The organism is Virgibacillus salinus (assembly GCF_900102415.1).
Lineage (GTDB): Bacteria > Bacillota > Bacilli > Bacillales > Amphibacillaceae > Lentibacillus > Lentibacillus subterraneus.
The window spans coordinates 520,699-545,900 of record NZ_FNKD01000003.1; the positions used below are offsets into that span (position 1 = coordinate 520,699).

General features: G+C 39.6%; 25 protein-coding genes. 23 read left to right on the forward strand and 2 right to left on the reverse strand.

Annotated elements, in window-relative coordinates; genetic code table 11:
* Positions 1 to 3: 3 nt before the first annotated feature.
* The 17 genes from BLS02_RS14610 (at position 4) to BLS02_RS14690 (ending at position 16,899) form a co-directional block, all read left to right on the forward strand.
* Positions 4 to 1,659 (forward strand): AMP-binding protein, encoded by a 1,656-nt coding sequence (locus tag BLS02_RS14610; RefSeq protein WP_092493759.1) that lies wholly within the window; start codon positions 4 to 6, stop codon positions 1,657 to 1,659.
* A gap of 81 nt (positions 1,660 to 1,740) precedes the next feature.
* A complete protein-coding gene (locus BLS02_RS14615) occupies positions 1,741 to 3,303 on the forward strand; it encodes an acyl-CoA carboxylase subunit beta (RefSeq protein WP_254788781.1) in 1,563 nt (520 codons plus the stop codon).
* Positions 3,304 to 3,353: 50 nt separating this feature from the next.
* The gene (locus BLS02_RS14620) at positions 3,354 to 4,097 is read left to right on the forward strand and encodes an SDR family NAD(P)-dependent oxidoreductase (protein WP_092493760.1); all 744 of its coding nucleotides are present in this window, start codon (positions 3,354 to 3,356) and stop codon (positions 4,095 to 4,097) included.
* A 72-nt stretch (positions 4,098 to 4,169) separates the two neighbouring features.
* Positions 4,170 to 5,033 (forward strand): branched-chain amino acid ABC transporter permease, encoded by an 864-nt coding sequence (locus BLS02_RS14625; RefSeq protein ID WP_092493761.1) that lies wholly within the window; start codon positions 4,170 to 4,172, stop codon positions 5,031 to 5,033.
* The gene (locus BLS02_RS14630; RefSeq protein WP_092493762.1) at positions 5,033 to 6,037 is read left to right on the forward strand and encodes a branched-chain amino acid ABC transporter permease; all 1,005 of its coding nucleotides are present in this window, start codon (positions 5,033 to 5,035) and stop codon (positions 6,035 to 6,037) included. Before BLS02_RS14625 ends, BLS02_RS14630 begins: the two co-directional genes overlap by 1 nt.
* Entirely contained in the window at positions 6,037 to 6,822 is a 786-nt protein-coding gene (locus BLS02_RS14635; RefSeq protein WP_092493763.1) for an ABC transporter ATP-binding protein, read from the forward strand. Before BLS02_RS14630 ends, BLS02_RS14635 begins: the two co-directional genes overlap by 1 nt.
* A complete protein-coding gene (locus BLS02_RS14640; RefSeq protein WP_092493764.1) occupies positions 6,794 to 7,513 on the forward strand; it encodes an ABC transporter ATP-binding protein in 720 nt (239 codons plus the stop codon). Before BLS02_RS14635 ends, BLS02_RS14640 begins: the two co-directional genes overlap by 29 nt.
* Before the next feature lie 85 nt (positions 7,514 to 7,598).
* Positions 7,599 to 8,837, forward strand: coding sequence for an ABC transporter substrate-binding protein (locus BLS02_RS14645; RefSeq protein ID WP_092493765.1), 1,239 nt, complete (start codon positions 7,599 to 7,601; stop codon positions 8,835 to 8,837).
* 274 nt (positions 8,838 to 9,111) lie between these two features.
* Entirely contained in the window at positions 9,112 to 10,287 is a 1,176-nt protein-coding gene (locus BLS02_RS14650; RefSeq protein ID WP_092493766.1) for an acyl-CoA dehydrogenase family protein, read from the forward strand.
* 27 nt (positions 10,288 to 10,314) lie between these two features.
* The gene (fabG, locus tag BLS02_RS14655) at positions 10,315 to 11,079 is read left to right on the forward strand and encodes a 3-oxoacyl-ACP reductase FabG (RefSeq protein ID WP_092493767.1); all 765 of its coding nucleotides are present in this window, start codon (positions 10,315 to 10,317) and stop codon (positions 11,077 to 11,079) included.
* 205 nt (positions 11,080 to 11,284) lie between these two features.
* Entirely contained in the window at positions 11,285 to 11,734 is a 450-nt protein-coding gene (locus BLS02_RS14660; RefSeq protein WP_092493768.1) for a MaoC family dehydratase N-terminal domain-containing protein, read from the forward strand.
* Complete coding sequence (locus tag BLS02_RS14665; RefSeq protein ID WP_092493769.1) at positions 11,731 to 12,132, forward strand: MaoC/PaaZ C-terminal domain-containing protein; 402 nt, start codon at positions 11,731 to 11,733, stop codon at positions 12,130 to 12,132. Before BLS02_RS14660 ends, BLS02_RS14665 begins: the two co-directional genes overlap by 4 nt.
* Positions 12,133 to 12,151: 19 nt before the next feature.
* Positions 12,152 to 13,321, forward strand: coding sequence for a thiolase family protein (locus tag BLS02_RS14670; protein ID WP_092493770.1), 1,170 nt, complete (start codon positions 12,152 to 12,154; stop codon positions 13,319 to 13,321).
* 45 nt (positions 13,322 to 13,366) lie between these two features.
* The gene (locus BLS02_RS14675; RefSeq protein WP_092493771.1) at positions 13,367 to 13,780 is read left to right on the forward strand and encodes an acyl-CoA thioesterase; all 414 of its coding nucleotides are present in this window, start codon (positions 13,367 to 13,369) and stop codon (positions 13,778 to 13,780) included.
* Positions 13,781 to 14,092: 312 nt separating this feature from the next.
* Positions 14,093 to 14,905: an enoyl-CoA hydratase/isomerase family protein gene (locus BLS02_RS14680; RefSeq protein ID WP_092493960.1), complete on the forward strand. Its 813-nt coding sequence runs from the start codon at positions 14,093 to 14,095 to the stop codon at positions 14,903 to 14,905.
* Between the two features lie 65 nt (positions 14,906 to 14,970).
* On the forward strand, positions 14,971 to 15,945 hold the full coding sequence (locus tag BLS02_RS14685; protein WP_092493772.1) for an NAD(P)H-dependent flavin oxidoreductase: 975 nt from the start codon (positions 14,971 to 14,973) through the stop codon (positions 15,943 to 15,945).
* 6 nt (positions 15,946 to 15,951) lie between these two features.
* Positions 15,952 to 16,899, forward strand: coding sequence for an MBL fold metallo-hydrolase (locus tag BLS02_RS14690; RefSeq protein WP_368073021.1), 948 nt, complete (start codon positions 15,952 to 15,954; stop codon positions 16,897 to 16,899).
* A gap of 119 nt (positions 16,900 to 17,018) precedes the next feature.
* Here BLS02_RS14690 and BLS02_RS14695 read toward each other — a convergent pair whose 3' ends face one another.
* Together BLS02_RS14695 and BLS02_RS14700 are read right to left on the reverse strand one after the other, a co-directional pair.
* Entirely contained in the window at positions 17,019 to 17,315 is a 297-nt protein-coding gene (locus BLS02_RS14695) for a hypothetical protein (RefSeq protein WP_092493774.1), read from the reverse strand.
* A 92-nt stretch (positions 17,316 to 17,407) separates the two neighbouring features.
* Entirely contained in the window at positions 17,408 to 18,259 is an 852-nt protein-coding gene (locus BLS02_RS14700; RefSeq protein WP_092493775.1) for a DegV family protein, read from the reverse strand.
* Between the two features lie 533 nt (positions 18,260 to 18,792).
* On the opposite strand from BLS02_RS14700, the gene BLS02_RS14705 reads away from it, so the two are divergent.
* From BLS02_RS14705 to BLS02_RS14730, 6 genes are all read left to right on the forward strand, one after another.
* Positions 18,793 to 19,539 carry an IclR family transcriptional regulator gene (locus tag BLS02_RS14705; protein WP_092493776.1) on the forward strand — a complete coding sequence of 249 codons (747 nt, stop codon included), beginning with the start codon at positions 18,793 to 18,795 and terminating at the stop codon, positions 19,537 to 19,539.
* 288 nt (positions 19,540 to 19,827) lie between these two features.
* A complete protein-coding gene (locus BLS02_RS14710; protein ID WP_254788782.1) occupies positions 19,828 to 20,838 on the forward strand; it encodes a TRAP transporter substrate-binding protein in 1,011 nt (336 codons plus the stop codon).
* 11 nt (positions 20,839 to 20,849) lie between these two features.
* Positions 20,850 to 21,335 carry a TRAP transporter small permease gene (locus BLS02_RS14715; protein WP_092493777.1) on the forward strand — a complete coding sequence of 162 codons (486 nt, stop codon included), beginning with the start codon at positions 20,850 to 20,852 and terminating at the stop codon, positions 21,333 to 21,335.
* A 2-nt stretch (positions 21,336 to 21,337) separates the two neighbouring features.
* A complete protein-coding gene (locus tag BLS02_RS14720; protein ID WP_439144725.1) occupies positions 21,338 to 22,615 on the forward strand; it encodes a TRAP transporter large permease in 1,278 nt (425 codons plus the stop codon).
* A gap of 433 nt (positions 22,616 to 23,048) precedes the next feature.
* Positions 23,049 to 24,533, forward strand: coding sequence for a 4-hydroxyphenylacetate 3-hydroxylase family protein (locus BLS02_RS14725; RefSeq protein ID WP_092493779.1), 1,485 nt, complete (start codon positions 23,049 to 23,051; stop codon positions 24,531 to 24,533).
* A 139-nt stretch (positions 24,534 to 24,672) separates the two neighbouring features.
* Positions 24,673 to 25,200: an FAD synthetase gene (locus BLS02_RS14730; RefSeq protein WP_092493780.1), complete on the forward strand. Its 528-nt coding sequence runs from the start codon at positions 24,673 to 24,675 to the stop codon at positions 25,198 to 25,200.
* Positions 25,201 to 25,202: the final 2 nt, after the last annotated feature.

A 25,202-nucleotide genomic window follows, 5' to 3' on the forward strand; every position in this document is an offset into this window, starting at 1 on the left:
AACGTGAAGTCTGTATTAAGGAAAAGCTGGCCTAAAGGTATTCCGGAGACACTGGAATACCGGCTTGGTGAAAGGCCTTTGCATGAATATTTAATTCGAAATGCAATCGACCGGCCAGAAGAAACGGGATATGTTTTCTATGGAAATAACCTTACCTGGGAGCAATTGAATAACAAGACACAACGCTTTGCACAGTTTTTAAAAAACCGTGGCATAAACAAAGGAGACAGAGTTGCGTTATATATGCAAAACTGCCCGCAATATCTGATTGGCCACTATGCAATACAAATGCTCGGTGCAATAGTTGTTCCATTAAACCCTATGTACAAAGAAGCAGAGCTGGAATACGCGATAAATGAAGCGGAAATCCAAGCTATCGTAGCAGGTCAGGAATTGTATGAGCGGCTTGAGAACATTAAGGATGAATTGCCTTCCCTGGAATTTCTGATTACGACTAATTATGCTGATTTTCTTTTAGGTGAATCGAACTTGCCATTGCCTGATGAGTTGAAAATTGAAAAGAAAGAAATTAAGAATACGTTCGACATGGAAGAAGCAATTGATACTTCTGAACCTATCGGAGAAACAGAAGAAGTTGATATTTGGGAAGATGTTGGATTGATGGTTTTTACTTCCGGTACAACCGGCAGACCAAAAGCAGCAATGCTAACATTTGGAAATGCACTTTTCAAAACCGCTGCATCTGCACATGGTTATCAGGTTTCTTTATCTGATAAAACGCTGGCAACTGCACCGCTTTGTCATATTGCAGGAATGGTTATGGGAGTGAATATTCCAGTATATAGTGCAACTCAATGTGCTTTGCTTACACGTTTTGAACCGGAAGCTGCAATCAAGGCAATTGAGAGTTATAAACTGAACAAACTATATACGGTGGCACCAATGAATGCCGCGATATTACATTATCCAGGAATAGAAAAAAGAGATTTAACATCATTGGAGTTGAATTTTGCCACAAGCTTTGGAATGGCAGTAGATGAAAAGCTGGCGACAGCATGGAAAAAGCTTACTGATGGCTGTCTGCTTTTCGAAGCATCTTACGGATTAAGCGAAACGCATACATGCGACACTATGATGCCGATTGATCAAATCAAATTTGGGACGTGCGGTATTGCCACATATGATACAGAATTTCGTATCACCGATCTGGATACTGGTGAAGATTTACCTCCTGGGAAACAAGGTGAAATAGCAGTGAAAAGCCCAGGAGTCTTCAAAGGTTATCTTAATCGCCCGGAAGCAACGGAAGAAACGTTGCGGGATGGCTGGGTATTTACTGGAGATATCGGAATACTTGATGATGATGGCTATTTATATTTCATCGGTCGTGTTAAAGAAATGATTAAGGCATCAGGTTACAGTGTGTTTCCTGAAGACGTTGAATCATTATTAAGCGCACATGAAGCAATTTCACAAGTGGCAGCAATTGGTGTTCCAGATAAAAAGAGAGGCGAAAGTGTGAAAGCCTTTATCGTTTTAAAGCCGGATTACAAAGGCAAAATCACCGAGAGCGGAATGGTGGAATGGGCTAAAGCGAAAATGGCAGCTTATAAGTATCCGCGTGAAGTTGAATTCCGTGACAGTTTGCCAGCAACATCTTCTGGTAAGGTACTCAGGAGATTATTAAAAGAATCATAATGTAGCAGGCAGACACCAGACAGTATGGACTTTTTAACTAGAACAGCGAATCAAATCATCTTTACAACAGGGGAGAAAGTTATGGAAAAAGTAAAAGAGGAAAATATGCAACAGGCAATACAAGAATTACTGGAGCGAAAAGAAAAGGCTAAGCTGGGAGGCGGTCAGGACAAAATTGACCGTCAACACCAGTCAGGTCACTACTCCGCAAGGGAACGTATTGATAAGCTTGTCGATCCCGGCACTTTTCTGGAATGGGGAATGCTTGCCCATTCTGATCAAGTTGGCAGTGAAGAAAAGAGTGCAGGGGATGGGGTCATAACAGGATTGGCAAAAGTGAACGGGCGTCCAATCGTTGTACAAGCGGCAGATAAAACAGTCTTTGCTGGCACAGAGGGAATGGTTTACTTGGACAAAACAAAAGCTGCTCATGAGTTTGCAGTAAAGCGTGGTTTTCCGTTACTCAATCTAATGGAAGGCGGGGGATTGCGCATGCCTGATGGGATGGGATCTGATGGAATAAGCCAGATGCTTTTCCCAAATGAGCTTCTGATGCATCGTCGCCAAGTCCCTTTGATTACTGCTATTTTAGGGGACAGCTTTGGCGGACCGACATGGACAGCGGTTTCTTCTGATTTTGTCACACAAGTGAAAGGATCTTCTATGGCTGTAGCTGGACCTCGTATGCTTGAAGTGGCAACAGGGGAGAAGATTTCAAACGAAGAACTTGGCGGCTGGCAAATACATGCCGATCACACTGGGCAAGTAGAACGTTTTACCGAAAATGAGGATGAAGCAATTGAGGAAATAAAACAGTTCCTGGAATACATGCCGTTAAATGGCGATGAAGAACCTCCATTTAAAGAAACGGAAGATGACCCGTACCGTAAACTTGATGAGATTGTTGACTTGGTTCCGACTAGGCAAAAACGAGCTTATGATATGAAAAAGGTGCTTAAACTGATTGTTGATGACGGGGAATACTTCGAATTGAAGGCACTATATGGCACAGCTCTTATCACTGCCTTGGCAAGAATTGATGGAAGGGCAGTTGGGATAATTGCAAATCAGCCGATGAAATATGCGGGAGCAGCTGGGGCTAAGGAATGTGAGAAAGCTACTGACTTCATTTGTTTGTGCGATTCTTATAATATTCCGCTTATTTTCTTACATGATATTCCCGGTTTCCGTGTTTCTAGTGATGCTGAAAAACAAAAAATGCCGACTAAAATTATGATGTGGAATCAGGCATTAGCACAGTCAACTGTTCCGAAGATTTCAGTTGTAATCCGAAAGAGTATTGGTGCTGCATATGGAAATATGTGCGGTCCGAATATGGGTGCTGACTTTGTTGTGGCATGGCCCACAGCAGAAATTAATTTTACAGGTCCTGAAGTTGGCATCAACGTTGTCCACGGCCGTGAAATTCAAAAATCAGAAAACCCGGAAGAAAAAAGAATGGAACTATTGAAGTCGTGGGGCTTTGACAGCTCGCCTTATAAGGCTGCAGGGAAGCACCTGCTTGACGATATAATTGATCCGCGTGATACACGAAAATTCCTTTCACAAACGTTGGAGTATGCTTGTATAAAAAATGGCTCTATAAGTGAACGCCACCTTGCAAACTGGCCAACGGGGTATTAGAACATACTGAACGTTAAGTATTCTCCAAAAGCAGAAAGGAGGGTGATTATATGAGGTTAGCAAATAAAACGGCTATTGTAACTGGCGGTGGTGGTGATATCGGCAGGTCGACAGCATTAAGGTTTGCTGAAGAAGGAGCCCAAGTAATGGTATCTGACATTAGTGAAGAAAATGGGCGAAAGACAGCAGAGTTAATTAAAGATAGAGGCGGCACCGCAGAATTTCTGCTGACAGATATGACAAATCCTGAAGATGTTGAAAGGGTGGTACAGCGAACAATAAAAAAATTTGGTCGTCTTAATATCCTATTTAATAATGCAGGGGTCAATAGTGACGAAAAGAAAATACCTGATGTTTCACTGGAAGAATGGAAACGTGTTATGGATATAAATATCAGCAGTGTATTCCTGGGAATGAAATATGCTCTACCGCACATGGAGGCAGGCAGTTCAATTGTTAATACAGCCAGTATTGCCGGAATTAAAGGGCAGAAATTGGTTGCAGCATACTCTGCCTCAAAAAGCAGTGTGCTTACACTTACAAAGACTGCTTCAACTGAATTCGGCAGGAAGAACATTCGTGTGAATGCTGTTGCTCCCGGGATTATAGATACCAAAATGGTGGAGGATTGGAAGAAAACGGAGAAGTGGCCTGTATTATCTACTGCAAATGTATTACGGCGCATCGGTAAACCAGAAGAGGTAGCTAACGCAGTTCTGTTTTTAGCATCAGATGAAGCTTCATTTATTACGGGGGAGACCCTTGTGATTGATGGTGGAACACTAAATTTATAAGAATATCCGATACACAAGCATATAAAGAGAACTAGAATAATAGAGCCTAAATAAATGCAAGGGAGGAAAACCATGAATTTATTTTTGCAGCAATTATTAAATGGTCTTTCTAATGGTAGCGTTTACACGCTTGTGGCTTTGGGACTGACGATGGTTTTTGGGATTCTGCATGTTCCTAACTTTGCACATGGTGCTTTCTATATGATTGGAGCATATATAACGCTTACAGTTATGACTCTATTCGGGATCCCTTACTGGATTGCAATGTTTCTTTCGATGATTTCGATTGCAATCATTGCTGTTGCAACAGAACGTTTTATTTTTAATCCATTAAGAAAAGCAGAGGCGCTCCATCAGATGATTGGGGCAATTGGAATTTTACTGTTTTTGACAGCTCTTGCTCAAATAGTTTGGGGGCCTAACTACCAGCAAATGACTAGCCCATATGGCCACGCTGTAGATTTCCTTGGCGTCACATTTACACAGCAGCGGTTAATTGTAATCTTCGCAGCGGTAGTTATTATGCTCATTCTACATTTTTTCCTAACTAAAACGATGATTGGCTCTGCAATCATTGCAATGGCACAAAATCGAGAGGGAGCCTATCTGGTTGGTATAAACGCCAACGTAGTTGCTATGCTGACGTTTGCTATATCGGGAATATTGGCTGCAGCTGCCGCAACACTCTCTTCCCCTATTAATCTAGTGTTTCCGAGCATGGGCGACCTTGTAATCATGAAAGCATTTGTGATCATTATTATAGGGGGCATGGGAAGCATTCCTGGTGCGATTATAGCAGGGTATTTACTTGGGATAGTCGAAAGCTTTGGTGCGACTTATATATCGGGGGATTATAAGGATGTCATTGCATTTGCGCTGCTCGTAATTATTTTGACGGTGAAACCAACAGGGTTATTTGCGAGGAGGATTAGCTAATGGCAGAAATGATTAATAAAAAAAGCAGTATATTATTCATCCTTGCTATTGCGCTGCTTATGCCCTATATTGTCCCGAACGAATATATCCTGCATGTTTTAGTACTGGTTTGTATTTGGTCAATCAGTGTATATGGAATCAATATTTTTACCGGATATACTGGGAATTTATCACTCGCACATGTAGGTTTCTTTGCTATTGGGGCATATACGTTGGGACTTTTAACAGTGAAAGCAGACTGGAACTTTTGGTTCGCTCTGCTTGGCGCATGTGTGTTGTCTATCATCCTAGGAACACTAGTGGGCCTGATTTCCCTGCGAACAAGCGGTCATTTTTTCGCCATTTATACAATGTGTGTCGGTTACATTATTTATCTTGTAATTGATAAATGGGATGACCTTACTGGCGGGGTTCGAGGACTGGTTGGAATCCCAAGTCCTGCTTCCATTGGGCCTGTATCATTTGACAGCTTAACAGCTCAATATTATTTGGTTTTGTTAATCCTGATACTCACCATCTTAATTTCAAAACGAATTATTCAGTCGCTGCTGGGGCGGACATTTGTAGCAATCCGCAATAGTGAAGAGCTTGCATTGACAATCGGGATATCAACAAAGAAGAATCAGCTTTTAGCCTTTGTTATATCTTGTTTCTTCGCAGCATTGTCCGGAGCACTGTATGCGTCATTTGTTCAGTTCATTGGCCCGGAAGTTGGTTCCATATTGCTGGGTTTTGAAATGTTAATTTACCTTGTGATTGGAGGAATTGGTACATTAAGCGGACCGCTTGTCGGTACATTGTTAATCGTGACCTTAACGCAATCACTTCAGTTCCTGCAAGAATATCGAATGGTTTTCTTCGGGCCTATTCTGCTTATAATATTGATCTTTTATCCCCAAGGAATCGTTGGATTGGTAAACAATATTGCAAATAAATTCAAACGAAAAAAGGTCAGTTCTCAACCAGCCGGCGAAAAGAATCTTGATAAAAAGGAGGTTGGCTAATGGTACTGAAGGTTGAAAAATTAACAAAAGCATTCGGGGGCTTAACTGCTGTCAACAATGTCAATCTTCAAGTGGAAGAAGGAAGTATTCAGGCAATAATTGGGCCAAACGGTGCAGGTAAATCAACATTTTTTAATCTGATAAGCGGTTTCCACCTCCCGTCTTCCGGCAAGATTATTTTCAAGGGAAAAGACATTACAAAGCTGCCTCCAAACAAGATTGCTAAACTCAGAATTGCAAGAACGTTTCAGACTACTAATCTGTTTGAAAATGCGACTGTTCTGGACAATGTTGTAATCGGCAACAGGTTAAGGACAAAGTCAGGTGTGTTTGATGCTATTTTTAGGACAAAACGTGAGATTAGAGAAGAGAAGGAAAGTATGGAAAAGGCTTTTGAAGCGTTACGATTTGTAGAGCTGACTCACTTGGCAGATCAATCAATTGGGAGCATAACACAGGAACAAAAAAAACGAGTAGCAATTGCTTTAGCATTGGCCACAGATCCAGAGCTGGTCCTTCTGGATGAGCCGGCAGCAGGCATTAATCCAGATGAAACAGATGGGCTCGCTGCATTGATTAAGAAGATGGCAAAAAGTGGTCTGACTGTTTGTCTCATCGAGCATAAGATGTCGATGATTATGTCCTTGGCAGATCGGATTATGGTGCTAAATCAAGGCGAAAGAATCGCCGAGGGCACGCCTGAAGAAATTCGTAATAATCCAGTTGTAATTGAAGCTTATTTGGGGAGTGAAGAAGATGAGTCAAGTAAAACTACAAGCGTCTGAACTATCCGTAAACTATGGGCCGTTTACAGCTTTGGAAGGGATTAATATGAATGTGAAAAACGGCGAGCTGGTAGTATTGCTTGGGGCAAACGGGGCAGGGAAAAGTACTATTTTCCGGGCAATCAGCGGATTAAATAAACCTAGCTCTGGTGAGGTTCATTTCTTAGGCAAAGAGATAAATGGCTTGTCCCCAGACAAACTGGTGAAACTTGGTATCGTTCAGTGCCCGGAAGGCAGAAAGCTGTTTCCAATGATGTCGGTCTATGAAAATCTGCATATGGGTGGTTTTGTGCTTCGAAAGAGTAAGAAGGAAATAAAAGAGTCACTCGAATATGCTTATGACTTGTTCCCCATTTTGAGAGATAAGAAAAATCAGGCGGCAGGTTCCCTAAGTGGGGGCCAACAGCAAATGCTTGCTATCGGCAGGGCTTTAATGTCAAAGCCAAAATTACTTATGCTTGATGAACCATCGTTAGGTCTTGCCCCGCTAATAGTGAATCAAATGTTTGAAGTCATTCAGCAAATAAATCAGCAAGGAACCACAGTACTTCTGGCAGAACAGAATGCAAACGCTGCCCTCAAGATTGCCGATAGAGGTTATGTAATTGAAAATGGCCAAATTGTGCTGGAAGGTAAGAGTGAGGAGTTATTTAACAACGAAGAAATACGCAAAGCTTATATAGGGGCGTAAAGGTTTGCTCTTAAGGGGGGTGCTGCTGCCATTTAGTCTTGAATCTTTATCTTTACTGTTTTAACAAATAAGGGGAGGTACAAAAATGAGGATGACTAAAAAATGTTTACTGTTTGGAATTCTGGGTTTCCTGATTATACTGCTGGCAGCTTGTGTGGATGTTTCAAATGAAGAATCAACCGATGAAACAGATAGTGACCCTGTTGCGGAAGAGACTACAACTGACGAAGCTGAAGTAGAAGAAGGGGAAAAAGTCGTTAAGATTGGTTATAGTGGACCATTAAGTGGTCCTGGTGCCCAGTATGGTGCCAACGTGCTAAACGGTGTGAAGATGGCAGCTAATGAGATTAATGAAAACGGTTTCGAAATAGACGGGACAACATATAAAATTGAACTTGTCGCATTGGACGATAAATATTTGCCTAATGAAACTGGTGTCAATGTGAAGCGAATGGTATCAGAAGATGATCCCGTGGCAATTTATATTCCACACAGCGGGGGCGTTTTTGCAACACAGGAGTTTAATGAGGAAGACGATTTCATCATTATGGCCTACACAAGTGAGCCAAGGATGTATGAGCAGGGAAATGAATTACTGGTTGGAGTTCCTCCAAAATATAGTGTTTGGAGAGAGCCGTTCACTGATTACATGATGGAAAATTTCGGCCCTAAAATGGCAATGCTTCCAACTGCCTCGCAATATGGGAAAGACTGGACAGAATCGATAACGCCAGTTTGGGAAGAAAATGGCGGAGAGATCGTATTCGAGAATGATATTGACTTCAGTAAAGAAACTGATTATTTCACAGTCGTAACGAACGCATTAAACGAAAATCCGGATGTACTGTTTGTTGGTGGACCATCCGAACCAACCGCTCTAGTGATTAAGCAAGCCAAGGAGCTTGGATTTGAAGGTGGATTCATGATTATGGATCAGGCGAAGATAGAGGAAATGGCAGGGTTTTTGGGTGGTTATGAAATGCTGAATGGGTCAATTGGCCTTCTTCCTATTGAAAGTTACGAAATGGAAGCTACACAAGAATTTGTAAAAACATACAAGGAAAAGTTTGATGCTGACTATGCAACATCCGAATCTGCTTTAAACTATCAAAGCATGTTCGCATTGGTAGAAGCAATGAAAGCTGCAGGTTCAGTAGATGATACACAGGCAATCATGGATGCTTTTAATAAAGGGATTGAAAATATTCCTGAAGAAAATATGGTAACAACTCTTACTGGTATTAATGAAGATGGCAGTCTTCAATGGGAATCAGAGGCTGCGGCCGTTGAAAATGGTGAGGTTATAGCAATTCCGGTTGACTAGCAACCTATTTTAAATACTAGAGTCGACTTTATCAACTGCAAGGATTAAATTGCACAAAGACGTATGAAAAGAGCTTTTAATAAGGAAGGGACAGCTTTTATTAGCAGATAGGAAAGTATAAAACTTTCCTGCTGCATAAGTAGTGCAACTAAGGCTTTCACCAGTAGGGCGTGGCGATAAGCTAAGTTGTCTAAGGTTCTTCCTTCCTTCCTTTCTAAAAAGAACATACCTACCAGTTGGTATTCATACTTTAAAAGAATATGGAGTGATAAATATGCATTTACGTTTAACAGATGAGCAAAAGATGGTTCAGCAGACAATACGGAAATTTGTGGAGAAAGAATTGATTCCTCTCGAAAATGAAGTCCTTCGCAATGAGAGAGAAGGAAGGCCAAGCTTACCAAAAGAAAAGCAAGAGGAGCTTCAATTAAAGGCTAAAAAAGCTGGGTTTTGGGGAGTGAACACACCTAGTGAATATGGTGGAGCAGATATCGGGCAGATGATGCTGGCTGTTGTATTGATGGAGCTGTCAAAAACGTTTGTACCATTTGAATTCGGTGGCTCGGCAGATATTATTCTTTACCGTGCAAATGAAGAACAGAAGAAAAAGTACTTAATACCTACTATTAATGGTGATAAAAAATCATGTTTTGCCATGACAGAGCCTGGAGCAGGATCTGATACAAGAAACATAAGGACAACAGCTGTCAAGGATGGAAATGAATGGATTATAAATGGTGAGAAGACGTTTATTACAGGTGGAAATGAAGCTGACTTCGTGATGGTAATTGCTGTAACAGACAAGGAAGCTCACCAAAAAACTGGAAGAGACGGTGTGACCTGTTTCATTGTTGACAGAGATATGGGCTGGAAATCGGAATACATTCATACAATGGGTGAATGGGGACCAGCAGGACTAGTCTTTGATAACGTACGTGTACCAGAGGAAAATATCCTGGGAGAAATACATGGCGGATATGATCTTGGTCTTGAGTGGATTGGATTTGCCAGATGGATCGTTGGTGCCCGGGCAGTCGGATCTGCTGAGCGTTTATTGCAAATGGCAATCGATTATTCGAAAGAACGGGAAACATTTGGCAAACCTATTGCTGACAGACAAGCGATTCAGTGGCAGATTGCCGATTCTGCAGTAGAAATTGAAGCGGCTAAATGGCTGGTACTTAATGCAGCTTTCACATTGGATCAAGGTGAGGACAACCGTCATCTGGCGTCAATTGCTAAGCTGTATGGTTCCAATATGGGTACTAGAGTAGTAGATCGTGTTCTCCAGATTCATGGCGGAATGGGATATACAAAAGAATTGCCAATTGAACGCTGGTACCGAGAAGCAAGATTATGGAGAATTTACGATGGGACAGATGAAATTCAGCGGTTAATTATTTCCAGGAACCTATTAAAAGGAAATGTTAAAGTAGGGCAATTTATTTAATATCACTTAGGAGCAGGAGGAATTAATATGACAGGCAGATTTGCAGGGAGAACAGCATTCGTTACAGGTGGTAGCAGGGGAATTGGTAAAGGGGTTGCTCAAAAGTTTGCTGAAGAAGGAGCAAACGTAGCGATTATTGATATCAATGAAGAAGCTTTACGTAATACAGCAATAGAGTTCGAGGAACAGGGCTTAGAAGTTTTTACAAAAACAGCAAATGTGATCGATGCAGATGAAGTGGAAACAGCAATGAAAGAAGTTGTTACAGCGTTCGGGTCTCTGGATATTCTTGTCAATAATGCCGGCGTTATTCGGGATAACCTATTATTTAAAATGACGGATAGTGACTGGCAGCAAGTAATGGACGTCCATTTAAAAGGCTCTTTTAACGCTGCCCGTGCGGCCCAGAAATACATGGTCGATAATAAATATGGGCGAATCATTAATACTTCATCAACATCTGCTCTTGGTAATCGTGGGCAAGCCAATTATGCAACAGCCAAGGCAGGTTTACAAGGTCTAACCAAAACGCTAGCCATCGAGCTTGGTAAATTCGGAATAACAGCAAACGCTGTCGCACCCGGATTCATTGAAACGGAAATGACAAAAGAAACAGCTGAACGAATAGGGATTCCATTTGAAGATCTGGTGAAGGCAAATGTCGGCACCATTCCTGTTGGCAGAAGCGGAAAACCTGCTGATATTGCAAATGCAGTTGCCTTTTTTGCAGATGAGAATTCTTCATTTGTGAATGGCCAAGTAATCTACGTTGCCGGCGGACCAAAAGATTAGGTGTTATTTAGCAGATAAGAAAGCATTCTTTCTTACTGCATAAGTGTAAGGCGTCCCGCTATAAAGGCTTGGCGACAAGCCAAGTTTTCTAAAATAGTTGTTTTTTTTAACTTGCTAAAAACTTCAACTGCGGTGTCATAATAGCAGCATAATATAAGAAATGACCCAAATATAAATCTTCTAAAGCATAAGGGAGTGAGCTCGTATGTTAAAAGACTCAATTGGAAAAAAATCCACTAAAGTCAAAAATATTGTTGAAAGAGGAATGGTTAAACGATTTGCTGAATCCATTGGTGATTTGCACCCTATTTTCATGGATGAAGCGTTTGGAAAACAAACAAGTTACGGAAAAAATATTGTACCGCCAACCTTTCCAAGAGTTTTTGAATATGGAGAAGTTGATGGATTGTACCTCCCCAATGTTGGATTAATTCACGGAGAACAAACCTATCATTATGAGAGACCATTGCTGGTAGGTGAAGCGATTTACTGTTACACAGAGGTGGCAGATTACTATGAGAAGAATGGGAATAATGGCTTAATGGGTTTTGTTATCTTAAAAAGGTACGGGGAGGATCCAAAGGGGAACGTTATTTTTACAGAAGAACAGGTTGTCATTATTACAGAGGCAGTAAGAAAGGAACTGGTTCGATGAAAAATATAATGAATTTAAAAGAAGGTGAATCACTTGAAGCAGTAACACTTAACCCTGTAACACGACTTGATTTGATTAAATATGCCGGTGCTTCTGGGGATTTTAATCCTATTCATACGATTGATGACGAAGCAGAAAAAGCAGGGTTGCCTGGTATTATTGCACACGGAATGTGGACAATGGGAAACCTGGCAAAACTATTTACACCTTATTATGAAGCCGGATTTATTCAGGATTACAAGATACGGTTCGCCGGAATGGTTTTTTTGAACGACGTTATTACGCTGAAAGCAATAGCGCAGGACCCCGGTGAAGATTGCCTGAATTTTAAAGTGGCAGCTGTTAATCAGGATGGGAAAGAAGTTATTAAGGGAAAAGTTAAATTTAAAAAATATTAATAGAGGAGTGTATGCATTCATGAAAAGGGATGCTGTTATTGTATCAGCTGTCAGAACACCGATTGGTAGGCAAGGAAACGCTTTGGCTTCTGTTCCAGCACATATTTTTGGTGCTGAAGTAATCAAGGAAGCAGTGGAACGGGCAAATGTTGATCCACAGTTGGTTGATGATGTGATTTTAGGAAATGTATTAAGCGGTGGTGGAAATATTGCTCGATTAACAGCTCTACAGACAGGATTGTCATTAAATTTGCCAGGGCTTACAATCGATCGTCAATGTGGTTCAGGAATAAATGCTATCAACCTTGCTGCACAGGCTATTAAAGCAGGAGATGGCGACGTCTTTATTGCTGGTGGAACAGAAAGCATGAGCCGTGCCCCATATCTGATGGAACGTGCTGAACGAGCATATAGCCCTATACCACCTAAAATTCGAGGTTCGCAACTTTCGCCAAAGGAAATTGGTGATCCGCCGATGGGCATTACAGCAGAAAATTTAGCAAAGAAATATAAAATTAAAAGAAATGAGCAGGATGAATTTGCTTTACGAAGCCAGCAAAGGATGGCTAGAGCTATGGAAGAGGGTCGTTTTGACGAACAAATCGTTCCAATCCATGTTCCGGTTCGAAAAGGGGAACCTATTGAATTTAAAACAGATGAACATCCCCGTCCACAAACGACAATCGACGGCTTGGCAAAGTTACAACCAGCCTTTCAGAAGGGTGGAACAGTAACAGCAGGAAGTAGTTCTGGTTTAAATGACGCGGCATCAGCACTTGTTGTTATGTCACGAGAAAAAGCAGAAGAATTAGGTGTTAAACCACTAGCCACCATTCGGGCATCAGCAGTTTCCGGCGTTGATCCGAGTATTATGGGTATTGGGCCTGTTCCAGCTACAAAAAAGGTAATGGAAAAGTTAGGCTTTGATTTAGACGATATGGATATTATTGAAATAAATGAAGCGTTTGCTGCACAAGTCCTTGCATGTGATCGGGAACTTAAAATGGACCCTGAAAAAGTGAATGTCAACGGTGGAGCAATTGCACATGGACACCCACTAGGTGCAACAGGAGCAATTCTAGCAACCAAAGCAGTATATGAATTAGAACGTTCAAAAGGACAATATGCTTTAATCACAGCTTGTATTGGCGGGGGTCAGGGTATTGCGACGGTCATTCAACGCGAATAGACGTTACGTTTTCTAATCCAGCGTTTGTTTAGGAAGGAGGGTACCATGACAACTTCACATGAAATAGAGGTGTATGTTAGATTTTGCGAGACAGATGCGGCAGGCCACGTGAACAATACAAGTTACTTTTTCTATCTAGAAGAGGCCCGTCTAAAATATTTTGATACACTTGGCATCGTTGAAGATGAACGATTAAATTTTATCTTAGCCTCAACTACATGTGATTATGTAGCGCAGGCATACGCTGGTCAGACGCTTAAAGTTAGCACAAATGTCTCCAAAATAGGGGTGAAAAGTTTTAGTGTGAACCATGTGATAACGGAAGCAGATACAGGAAAGGAAATTGCAAAAGGTTCTGCTGCACTTGTTTGTTTTAATTACTTTGAGCAGAGAACAAAATCGATTCCAGCATCATTAAGGGATAATTTGGAAAGTAAAATAGTCAAGTCCACCATATAAGAGGTTGTTCAAAAAGTCCGGTAAAAATGACACATCGAATTTCTTCGTTAGCTTGCTTTACCGTTCCTTGGAAAAGAAAACCACTTTTCCTGCGTGCGATGTAGATTCGGGGTAGCTTTCCTTGTGCTCACGTATTAGAAGCATACGTTCCGCTACTCAAAGCTTCGCTGACTCGAACTTTCGACGCACAGGAAGTGCTAGTGTCGGCGTTGCAACAGGACGTTGCGAACATAGCCGACTTGGTCCTTTTTATCCTTCTTTTTGAACACGCACTATAAGGAAAAATAGATTTAAACAGGAGGAGATTGAATGATGGAACAGAATGAAAATAAGCATGTATTGGTGAAAACGCATGAGGGTATTATGCAAATTTCCCTGAATCGCCCGGATAGTTTAAATGCCTTTAGTCCTGAAATGATTACAGGATTAAAGGATGCGATAAAACAGGCTAAGCACGATGAGAAGGTTCGTGTTATTACCATTTCAGGCTCAGGCCGTTCATTCAGCGCTGGTGGGGACGTCAAGACAATGGGGGAAAGTGACGCCTTAAAAACGTATAATCATATTGGTGAATTAAATGAGTTAATTCTTTCGATGAGAGATTTGGAAAAGCCAATTATTGCTGCTGTGCACGGTTTCGCTGCAGGCGCAGGATTTAATCTTGCTTTAGCATGCGATATAATCCTAGCCGCAAAGGAAAGTAAATTTGTTTTAAGCTTTTCTAAAGTGGGCTTAATTTCTGATGGGGGAGGTCTATACTTTTTGCCAAGGTTAATTGGTCCATACCGTGCGAAAGAACTACTATTTAGAGCCGAACCAATCAAGGTCGGCGAAGCTCACTCTTTAGGTATTGTTAATCATGTGTATCCATTAGATGAATTTGAAGAAAAAGTACTCGAGTTTGCTAATGAAATTGCTGCTGGTCCTGCAACAGCTTATGGATTTATAAAGAAGATTGCTGATCAGTCACTAACTTCAAGCTTACCAGAGATCCTTGAACAGGAACGCATAACCCAAGCAACAGTCGTTTCTACAGAGGATCACCGGGAAGGGGTTCAAGCATTTAAGGAAAAACGAAAGCCTAATTTTAATAAGGCTGACGGAGGAGTCTTAAGTAACAAATAATTGGTAGTTTTGGGGAGTCATCAAAGGCTCCCCTAAGTATAAGTGTATAAGGAGTTTGAATATACATGCAAAAAGAAACAGTAAAACAACTCAAACAATCTATGAAATTGCCTGTCATTATGGCACCAATGTTTCTCGTTTCGAATCCTAAGATGATTATTAAAGCCTGTGCATCTGGAATTATCGGCTCATTTCCAGCCTTGAATGCTCGCACCAGTGATGATTTAGAGGAATGGATGAACGAAATCAGCACAGAATTAGAGGAAATGAAAAGCAAAAATCCAAATAAAGCGGTAGCACCCTGGGCAGTCAACCTTATCGTGCATCGCTCGAATAAACGATATGAACAAGACCTTGCCTTAATTGAAAAATACCAGCCGCCAATTGTAATTACGTCGCTTGGAGACCCAAGTGCTGTCGTAAAGGTTGTCCATGAATATGGTGGGTTTGTTTTATCCGATGTCATTAATATGAAGTTTGCTAAAAAGGCGATCGAAAAAGGAACAGACGGATTAGTACTTGTCGCGAGCGGTGCAGGAGGGCATGCTGGAGTGTTGAATCCCTTCGCTTTTCTTCATGAAGTTACGGAATTTTGGGACGGGCCAATTGTTCTGGCAGGTGGTATGTCGAAGGGTGAGGATATACTGGCAGCAGAAGTACTTGGAGCGGATTTTGTTTACATGGGCTCCAGATTCATTCCATCTGCAGAGAGTTCAGCTGTAGAAGACTATAAAACTATGATTATCGATTCATCTATAGACGATATCCTATATACCGATACGTTTAGTGGTGTGAATGCAAACTACCTCATTCCAAGTATACGAAAGGCCGGATTAGACCCTGATATCTTAAAGGAAAAAGAGAAAATAAACTTTGATAAATTAAATAACTCCAAAGCAAAGGCATGGAAGGATATTTGGGGTGCAGGGCAAGGTGTTGGGGCAATCAACAAGATTCAATCTGTTGCCCAAATCGTCGATGAACTCCAGCTTTCCTATAATGAAGCAAGAGCTGGAATCGTACGTCATGACAAAATATAGGAGGTAATGAGTTTGCTAGAGGAATACGGAATAAAACAAATAAGGCTTGATCTTCCTTTTCGGCTAAACCATGTGAATTGTTTTATTGCTGAAGGGGAGGACGGCTGGAAGGTTATTGATGCTGGACTTCATAATAAGGAAACGGCAGATAGGTGGGACCAGGAATTAGCAGGAAAAAAGGTTACCGATATTTTAGTCACTCATTATCATCCTGATCATTTCGGTTATGTCGGAGCTATGCAAGAAAAAACGGGTGCACGTGTTTCGATGACAAAGATTGACGCTGATGCGGGAATCAATGCTTGGCAAGAGAGCTTTATACGTGACCTTGCAAGGAATTATTCGCTGGCCGGTATTCCTGGTGAGATTGCCAATGATATGACAACCAATACAAATGAATTTGTTTCCCGTGTTACACCTTATCCAAAAGTGAACCACAACTTTCAGGAGGGTGAGATAATCCTAATTGGCAAGTATGAATATGAAGTAATCTTTACACCTGGGCATTCGGACGGCTTGATTACTTTTTATAATAAAGAGAAGAATATGCTGCTTTCGACCGATCACATCTTACCAAAAATAACGCCGAATATTTCGTATTGGTTTCATGGTGATCCCAATCCATTGGCAACCTATCTAGCATCTTTAGAGAAAATAAAAAAGCTTGATGTCGATTTTGTAGTGCCTTCCCATGGTCAGCCATTTTACGGGGCGAATGATCGAATTGACGAAATAAAAACTCACCATGATCATCGGCTTGAACAAACATTAGAATTAATTAGCGGCGGAAGTACAGTGTACGATGCGTGTCAGAGATTATTTCCCAAAAAACTGACCACTCATGAGATGAGGTTTGCTATTGGTGAAACACTCTCCCACCTGGAATTTTTACGATATAAGGGAGAATGTAGACGGGACATTAAGGATGGGACGTATTGGTATGAGGTTGGGTAGAGATTTAAGCGGACAAACTGTGTCGAAGTGAAATAGGGCTTTTTCTGCCTAATAACCGCTCTGGTGTCCGCTCAATTTCTCTTGCAGCTTTATCCAATCTAAAAATCAGCAAGTTTCTATCAATCTGCAGTCGAAAAGGATTTAAAAGTATCAATTTCTTTCGCAAGGGTAGTTTGCATTTTTTCGCCACATGTTTCGGAGCAGAATGCGAATAAGCCGTCCCCTCCATTTTCCTTGGCTTCAGAATCAGCTGTAGCAACAATCATCGGAACACTTGTCCCTCGTGAAGTTAAATAAACTTGGACAATTTCCCCTTCCTGATCCGAGTAGTCAATTCCATCAGCGAACTTGACATTGAGAGCATGTAATGGTTGATCGTCAGCAATTTTCTTCATACACCATGCACATCTGAACAATGTCAAATCTCCTTTCTATAAATACATTTAATTTAAGTTTAAGGTGTCTTTTCGTATTTTTCAATCAGAGAACATGAGCAACAGAACTGTACCTAAACCTCCAACCCTGCAATCCCAAAACCACCAGGTCCTGCATGAGTTGAAATCATAGCACCAGCTTGCATCCATTTTATATTTTTAAAACCATTTTCTTTAGCGATTTCTTCCACCCGCAGCTTGATACTTTCATCAAGTCCAATCGAATATTGAAAATAAAGCTGCTCCCGGTCAATGTCGAATTGATTTAAATAATCTTGCAAAAGCTTTTCGGCAACGCTACTCATTTTGCCACGATATTTCTTGGTAGAAACCAGTTTTCCATCGATTAATTCAATCCTTGGCTTTAGTTTCAATAAGGCCCCTCCGAGATAGGCGACATTGCTTACACGTCCACCTGCTCTGAGAAACTCTAAGCTTCCGGGTACGAATGCCAATCTTGATTTCGGAATGATAGCTTTTATTTTTTCTACTAGACGATCAGATTCAATCGCAGGTTCATTCTCCAGCAAGGTAACAGCATGCATCACAATAGCTGTTAGTCCACCTGTAACATTTAACGCATCAATGAGAAAAAGATCATCGAAGTTCTCTGAAGCGATCACCGCGTTTTGGAAGGAAGAAGATGCCTTTGATGTATAGCCAATGTGAATAATGATACAATCAGGAAAATCCGCCTGTATCTTCGTAAAAAAATCATGATATTCATGGGCATTTGTCGATGTTGTAGAGGGTATCTTTTTGGAGCGATCATAATAATCGTAAATATCCTCTACGGGTAAAGAACCATCCAGATAATCCTGCCCATCCATGACTACATGCATCGGCACCACCTGAACAGCATGTTTCTCAGCCAAATCCTCTGGTAAGTCTGCTCCACTTTCTGTCGATAAAATAATTCTTCTCATATTACATCCCCTTTCATATTAAAAAGCTATTACCGTTCATACTAAATTATCAATTCTATTCTTACTATACCTTAAAAGGGAATGTCATTCATTAACTAGGAAAAATTATTTCTCCATTCCATGATACTTTTTCCTCACTACAATCATTAGTAATTGTATCCCCACTATAAATACAATCGAACGCAACCCTTAATAGGTATCATTGAAAGTCAGTTTATAAATAGGATACCTTGACACTGGTACAAATCATTTTTAAACACTCCCATTTTTGCACAAATATGTTTTTTCCATATAGCCACTGGCCATTGATTTAAGGGAAAGCAAATTAATCAGGAAGGAAAATAAGTAAAAAAGACTACTATAGTTTCATAATGTGAAATATTTTTATTGCGCGGTCAGACATGTATCGATATAATTAATGAAAATTAAATATTTAAAATTTTCAATTTTGAAAGCGATTACAAAAAACTTGTCAACCTTATATACATCAAATCTATTAGGTATATCAATATTTTTTTTGTGGAGGAATTAAAATGATAGAGTCTGTGAAAAAGGCTAGTAGAATTATAAATTGCTTTACAACTGAAGATCCCATCTTAGGAAATGGACAAATTGCAGAGAAACTTGGGTTGAATCGTAGTACTACACATCATTTAATTAGCACCCTATGTAATGAAGGGCTGTTGATGCGAGCTAGTAACGGAAAGTATCGTCTTGGTTGGAAATTACTTGAATTAAATAACAATGTAATGTTTCAACAAGATATATATGACAAAGCTATTCCGATAGTTAAGGAATTGACCCAAAGATTTAAAGGGACGGTTCATATAGGTATGTTTGACAAAGGCGAAGTTGTATTTGTTTTGAAGGTTTCTTCACTAGATTCATACTACATACAGACACATGTCGGAGCTAGGAAACCAGCTTATTCTACTAGTGCTGGAAAAGTATTATTATCCTTTAATTCATCTTATCTGAAAGAAACAATTAGTAGAGGGTTATCTCGTCAGGCTCCTAACACGATTACTGATACGACCAAGCTTAAACAAGAGTTAGCAGTAGTGCGTAAAACTGGTTATTCAATTAGTAATAATGAGAACGACACACATACATATGCAATTGCGGCACCAATATTATCTTATTCTGGAAAAACTATTGCAGCAGTAAATTTGGTTGGTCCAGTATCTTACATGAAAGGAAGTAATCGCACTATAATGATAAAAAGTATTATGAACACCGCAAATTCCATATCTCAGGAATTAGGTTATATCGATATATAATCTTAAGCAGAATGGATACGTATCAAGGGGGGGTTAATGCCCAGAGAATAAGAATAGCTCATAAACTAACTGAGTATTGCATATAAGGCAATTACTGACCAGCTTTAAAGGAGGTAACTTTTTCGTAATTAACTAGTATATAACTTAAATCAACGATATTAGTGTGTACGAAGATCAAAGCATAGAACAATTTAGTTTGTGCTTTACTCTCATTATTTCTTGTAAGTATATAGTTGATAATTTCGGATGGAAATGGTTTTTTAAAAACTTAAAAAGGGGTGTTTGTAATTGAATAAAATTAGCGGGATTTTTGTATTTAGTTTATTTATGGTTTTAATACTTGTTTTAGGTGCATGTAGTGAGGGAGAAGCGGGTGGTAAAGAGACGGAAAAGAATGCGAAAGAATACAGCTTTAAACTTGCTCACATAGCACCAGAAAATCACATTTGGAATGATGCTGCAAAAAACTTAGCAAAAGAATTGAAAGAACGTTCTGATGGTCGTATGACGGTGGAAATTTATCCAGGTGGGCAGTTAGGAAGTGATGCCGATATGGTGCAACAACTTGAAACAGGTGCTCTAGATTTCGCGTTCATTACTAATGCTCACTTAACATCGATGTCAGATGCATTTAGTGCTTGGTTCTCACCATTTTTATTTGATTCATACGAAGATGTTCTTGAGGCGAGCAAAAGTGATGTAGCCAAAGATGTTTTAGCAACAGTTGATGATACTGGAATAAAAGCGATGAATTATTTCTTCTCAGGTAATCGTGTTATGTTATTTAGAGAAAAAATTGAAACACCTAAAGAGATGGAAGGTTTGTCTATGCGTGCGACCCCAAGCCCAGCACTACAAGATTGGTACCGTTCCTTGGGCGCAAATCCTGAATCTATTTCATTACCAGAAGTATATCAAGCTGCCCAAACAGGTGTTATCGATGGAATGGATATGGATTTAGATGCAGCAGTTACTTCTAATTTTAATGAAGTTACTGGTTATGGGGCATTAACGAATCATATGGTTTGGCCATCAATCATGGTTACAAATAAGGAACAATTTGAAAATATGCCTAAAGAGGATCAAAAAATTATAGAGGAAGCAATGGCGGCGACGTCTGAATATGCAACACTTAAACGGTCTTCACAAGAGGAAGAGTTTATTAATACTCTAGAAGATCGGGGAATGGAACTTTATAAAATAGATGAATCTTTGTTTACACCATATACTGAAAAGTTTGATGAAAAATATAAAAGTAAGGACCCATTAATTAAAGAATTTATTGAGACATTCCGTTAGGGGGTAATTTTTTGAAGACTTTGGATACATGGATTGAATCGGTTGAAAAAGTAATTTCAATTATTTTAATCGCAACACTAGCCCTGGTAATAGCTACATCAGTATTCTATCGGTACTTTTTAAATGCACCAATCTATTGGGCAACTGAAGCAAGTATATTTATGATGGCATGGCTTACTTTTGTAGGGGGAAGCTTGGGACTTAAATATAAGTCCCAAGCTTCTATAACATTTTTAGTGGAGAGGTTATCAATGAATGGAAAACGTATTTTGGATATGTTTTCGCATATTGTTATCTTAGTGTTCCTAATAATTTTGCTGTATTTAAGTTATGATTGGATATTTTCTTTATCGAGTCAAAAGTCATCTGCTATGCGAATTCCTATGTGGGTACCTTATCTTTCCGTACCAGTTGGCCTAACCTTCAGTTTTATTCATTTATTGAATTACACTATAGATTTAGTGAAAAATAATAAACAAGAAGGTAATGCCTCATGACAATGATTATTGTTGTATTGTTGTTCATTGTATTTTTGCTCGTTGGAATCCCCATATCATTAGTATTAGCTATTACTTCGCTTTCGTATTTATTACTAAGTGGTCTGCTAACGGCAATGGGGTCTGCTCCTCAGTCTATGTTCTCTGGAATAGATAGTTTTGGATTATTAGCTATACCTTTATTTATGTTAGCTGGTGAGTTAATGAATGGTGGGGGAATTACGAAAAAGCTAGTAAACTTTGCGAGAGTTTTAATTGGTCATTTTCGAGGTGGACTAGCATATGTAGCAGTTATTGCTAATATGTTTCTTGCGTCCATTTTGGGCTCTGCAAATGCTCAAGCAGCAATGATGAGTAAAGTAATGGTCCCCGAAATGGAAGAGGAAGGTTATAGACGTGATTTTTCTTCTTCTCTAACTTTAGCCTCCTCTATAGTTGCGCCAGTAATACCACCGAGTATGTTATTTATTATTTATGGCACTTTAACTGGTGCTTCTATTGGTGATTTGTTTATGGCGGGTATTATCCCCGGAATTTTATTAGGGATAGGTTTTATTATTGTCATCGGTATAATGGGTGCGAAACAGGGTTTTCCGAAAAGTCAAAGAGCAAGTTTGAAGGAAATCTTAACAACCTCTATAAAAGTGCTACCTGCTATGCTTATCCCATTTACGATAATTTATGGTATTTTAGGTGGTATATTTACACCGACTGAATCAGCAGGTGTTGCTTGTATTGTGGCGTTCATAGTAGGTGCTTTTATTTATCGAGAATTAAAAATGAAAAAACTTCCTTCAATATTTATAGATACCGTGATTAACACTGCAACAATTACCTTTCTAATTGTGACAGCAAATTTATTTGGCTTTGTTTTGTCGTTTGAAAGAATCCCACAGTTGATTGCTGACTCAATGCTTGGTATTTCAGATAACCCGTTCGTATTTTTATTGTTAGTCAACATTTTTCTCCTGTTACTTGGAACGGTATTAGATGGAATTGCTGCATTAATTATATTAGTACCGGTTATGATGCCTTTACTGGGAATCTATCAAATAGACCCAGTTCATTTTGGGGTAATCATTTGTATTAATTTAACACTTGGTTTATTAACACCACCAGTAGGGACAGGGTTATTTATCGTCTCTTCCATTGCAGAAGTTAAGTTTGAGAATCTTGTTAAGGCGATAATGCCATTTTTAACAATGGCAATAATAGTGTTAATCATACTCACATATTGGGAAGATGCTGTATTGTGGATTCCAAGCCTTATTAGTGACTAACTTTATTATATGCTTGTTAGAAAAGCTGAAAGGTAAAAACTTATATCACTTTCACATGGTGAAATCAGACTGTTGTTACTAGTTTGAAAGTTTATTATATTTAAAATCAACAGACTAAAAGGGGGGGTAGAAAAGATTTAATGGAGAGTTTATTATCCGTGAATCCTTGGCTTTTGTACAAATATACAGGTAGGTCTGAAAAGCAATAAAAGGGCAAATCAACGAATAAAATAATTCATCTTAAAAAACTATCAGAGTAATATTATTTTCTAAATGATAACAGTGTACATCAAAAGGTCTTAAGTATTCACAAAATGTAAGCGCTAACTTAGTAGATAAAACTATCATGAAGACATATCATAGGAAGAATTTAGAATATTAATGAAATGAAATCAAAGGTTCATGGATAATCAGAAACTAAGGAGGATGAATAATGGGTATTAGAACAGGTGAAGATTATATCCGGGCTTTGAAATCAAGACAACCGGAAGTTTGGATGAATGGAAGAAAGGTTACGGACCTAGTCAATGAAGACAATTTTAAGCAACCGATTCGCGAAATTGCAAAATTGTATGATATGCAACACGATTCTAAGTATCGAGACAAAATAACGAGTATATGTGAGGAAACCGGTGAAAGAGTATCAAATGCGTTTATTGTTCCTAAAAATTACGGTGATCTGATGGCTCGTAGAGAATTATACGATGTTTGGGCAGAGGCAACTTTTGGATTGATGGGAAGAACGCCGGACTTTTTGAATGTGACCGTTACTTCCATGGCGAGTAGCCCGGACTTTTATAATCAATACAATTCGGACTGGGCGGAAAATATTAAAAACTATTACAAGTATATTCGTGATAATGATTTATTTATGACACATGCATTGATAAATCCACAAGTTGACCGGAGTAAATCTTCTCATGAACAAAAAGATCTCTTTACACATTTAGGTGCTGTCGAAGAAACTCCCGACGGACTTATTGTTCGCGGGGCAAAAATGCTTGCAACACTTGCCCCAATTACGGACGAGGTTATTATTTATTCATTCCCGGGTTTTAAACCTGGTGACGAGCGGTACGCGTTGTCTTTTGCTGTCCCGATTGATACACCGGGGCTACGTTTAATGTGTCGCGAACCTATGCAAGATGGAAAGCGTCCATTATTTGATCATCCACTTGCATCAAGGTTTGAAGAAAATGACGCTGTTCTTATTTTCAACGATGTTCTTGTACCTTGGGATCGCGTCTTTCTTTATAACAACGTGGACGCGGCCAACAAACTTTATTCAGAAACTGGTTTAAGTCAAAACACTCATCAAAATGCGGCGCGAGGATTAGTAAAACTCAAGTTTGCTCAAGAGGTAGCGTCAAAGGTGGCTGATGCAATCGGTGTAGACGGGTTTCTAAATGTACAAACTCAATTGGGTGAACTGGTACAGTCTGTTGAAACAATTAGGGCTTTGTTACGCACTGCAGAAAATGAATATACTATCAGATCTAATGGGGAGGCCATACCTAATCCTATACCATTGGAGACTATTCGAGGCATTTTGCCGAAAGCTTATCCTCGGGCTATTGAGGTTATCCAGACAATCGGAGCAAGTGGATTAATCTTACCTCCAACGGAAGCGGATTTAAACAACCCGGAATTAGCAGAAGATATTGATCGTTATTATGGTGGACGTTCAGGTATATCAGGTGAGGAACGGGTTCGCTTGTTTAAGTTAGCATGGGATTTAAGTGGTGAAGCGTTTGGCCAAAGATTAGTGCAATATGAACGGTATTATTCAGGTGATCCGGTTAGGAAATTGGGCATGTTTTATAGCAAACATAAAAGTCAAAATTCCTTCGATATGGTAGATCGAGCATTGGAAGAAGCTAATGATTTTAAAAATCGATATCCTAAGAATCCAGTTTAAGGTTTATATTAATCCTTTTATAATAGCGCATAATTCGACATGTCCAATGGCTGAAAGGACGCTTGAAAGGTAGAAATAGTAGAATCAACATCAAAGTTCCAAGTGTGAAAATAATCATTTTGAAAGGACGTGATTTTTGTTGGAGGTTCATGCGGCGAATGAAAAACTTATCTTACCTAAATCAATTATTACAATAGGTGCCTTTGATGGTGTACATCGTGGTCATCAGAAAGTTATCCGAGAAACGGTGAGAGAAAGTGCTATTGAGGGCGTTCAAAGTGTGGTATATACCTTTGATCCACCACCACGTGCCTACTTTCAAGATGCACACATTTTAACATCTGTTAAAGAAAAGATACAAAGATTTAAAAAACTAGGAGTCGATTATGTAGTTATTGCACCATTTGATGAATCATATACAAAACGAAGCCCTGAAAGTTTTATAAATGAGTTAAAACGATTAAACCCAAAGAGTATAAGAGTAGGAGAAGATTTTCGTTTTGGAAAAAGCCGCGAAGGAGATGTAGATCTTCTGAAAAAATACTTTTTAGTTCAACCTATTCATACAGTTTGCTGTACGAAGGGTACACGTATTTCATCAACAAGAATTCGTGAGTTGATTTTAGAAGGGGACATTCAACAAACAGAGCCCCTTTTAGGATGGTAGGA

Coding starts and splice junctions, on each gene's coding strand:
- BLS02_RS14635 (WP_092493763.1), top strand. CDS start 6,037: ATGGTACTGAAGGTTGAAAAATTAACAAAAGCATTCGGGGGCTTAACT.
- BLS02_RS14725 (WP_092493779.1), top strand. CDS start 23,049: ATGGGTATTAGAACAGGTGAAGATTATATCCGGGCTTTGAAATCAAGA.
- BLS02_RS14650 (WP_092493766.1), top strand. CDS start 9,112: ATGCATTTACGTTTAACAGATGAGCAAAAGATGGTTCAGCAGACAATA.
- BLS02_RS14680 (WP_092493960.1), top strand. CDS start 14,093: ATGGAACAGAATGAAAATAAGCATGTATTGGTGAAAACGCATGAGGGT.
- BLS02_RS14670 (WP_092493770.1), top strand. CDS start 12,152: ATGAAAAGGGATGCTGTTATTGTATCAGCTGTCAGAACACCGATTGGT.
- BLS02_RS14615 (WP_254788781.1), top strand. CDS start 1,741: ATGGAAAAAGTAAAAGAGGAAAATATGCAACAGGCAATACAAGAATTA.
- BLS02_RS14645 (WP_092493765.1), top strand. CDS start 7,599: ATGAGGATGACTAAAAAATGTTTACTGTTTGGAATTCTGGGTTTCCTG.
- BLS02_RS14700 (WP_092493775.1), bottom strand. CDS start 18,259: ATGAGAAGAATTATTTTATCGACAGAAAGTGGAGCAGACTTACCAGAG.
- fabG (WP_092493767.1), top strand. CDS start 10,315: ATGACAGGCAGATTTGCAGGGAGAACAGCATTCGTTACAGGTGGTAGC.
- BLS02_RS14685 (WP_092493772.1), top strand. CDS start 14,971: ATGCAAAAAGAAACAGTAAAACAACTCAAACAATCTATGAAATTGCCT.
- BLS02_RS14705 (WP_092493776.1), top strand. CDS start 18,793: ATGATAGAGTCTGTGAAAAAGGCTAGTAGAATTATAAATTGCTTTACA.
- BLS02_RS14720 (WP_439144725.1), top strand. CDS start 21,338: ATGATTATTGTTGTATTGTTGTTCATTGTATTTTTGCTCGTTGGAATC.
- BLS02_RS14630 (WP_092493762.1), top strand. CDS start 5,033: ATGGCAGAAATGATTAATAAAAAAAGCAGTATATTATTCATCCTTGCT.
- BLS02_RS14620 (WP_092493760.1), top strand. CDS start 3,354: ATGAGGTTAGCAAATAAAACGGCTATTGTAACTGGCGGTGGTGGTGAT.
- BLS02_RS14660 (WP_092493768.1), top strand. CDS start 11,285: ATGTTAAAAGACTCAATTGGAAAAAAATCCACTAAAGTCAAAAATATT.
- BLS02_RS14690 (WP_368073021.1), top strand. CDS start 15,952: ATGAGTTTGCTAGAGGAATACGGAATAAAACAAATAAGGCTTGATCTT.
- BLS02_RS14665 (WP_092493769.1), top strand. CDS start 11,731: ATGAAAAATATAATGAATTTAAAAGAAGGTGAATCACTTGAAGCAGTA.
- BLS02_RS14675 (WP_092493771.1), top strand. CDS start 13,367: ATGACAACTTCACATGAAATAGAGGTGTATGTTAGATTTTGCGAGACA.
- BLS02_RS14640 (WP_092493764.1), top strand. CDS start 6,794: ATGAGTCAAGTAAAACTACAAGCGTCTGAACTATCCGTAAACTATGGG.
- BLS02_RS14625 (WP_092493761.1), top strand. CDS start 4,170: ATGAATTTATTTTTGCAGCAATTATTAAATGGTCTTTCTAATGGTAGC.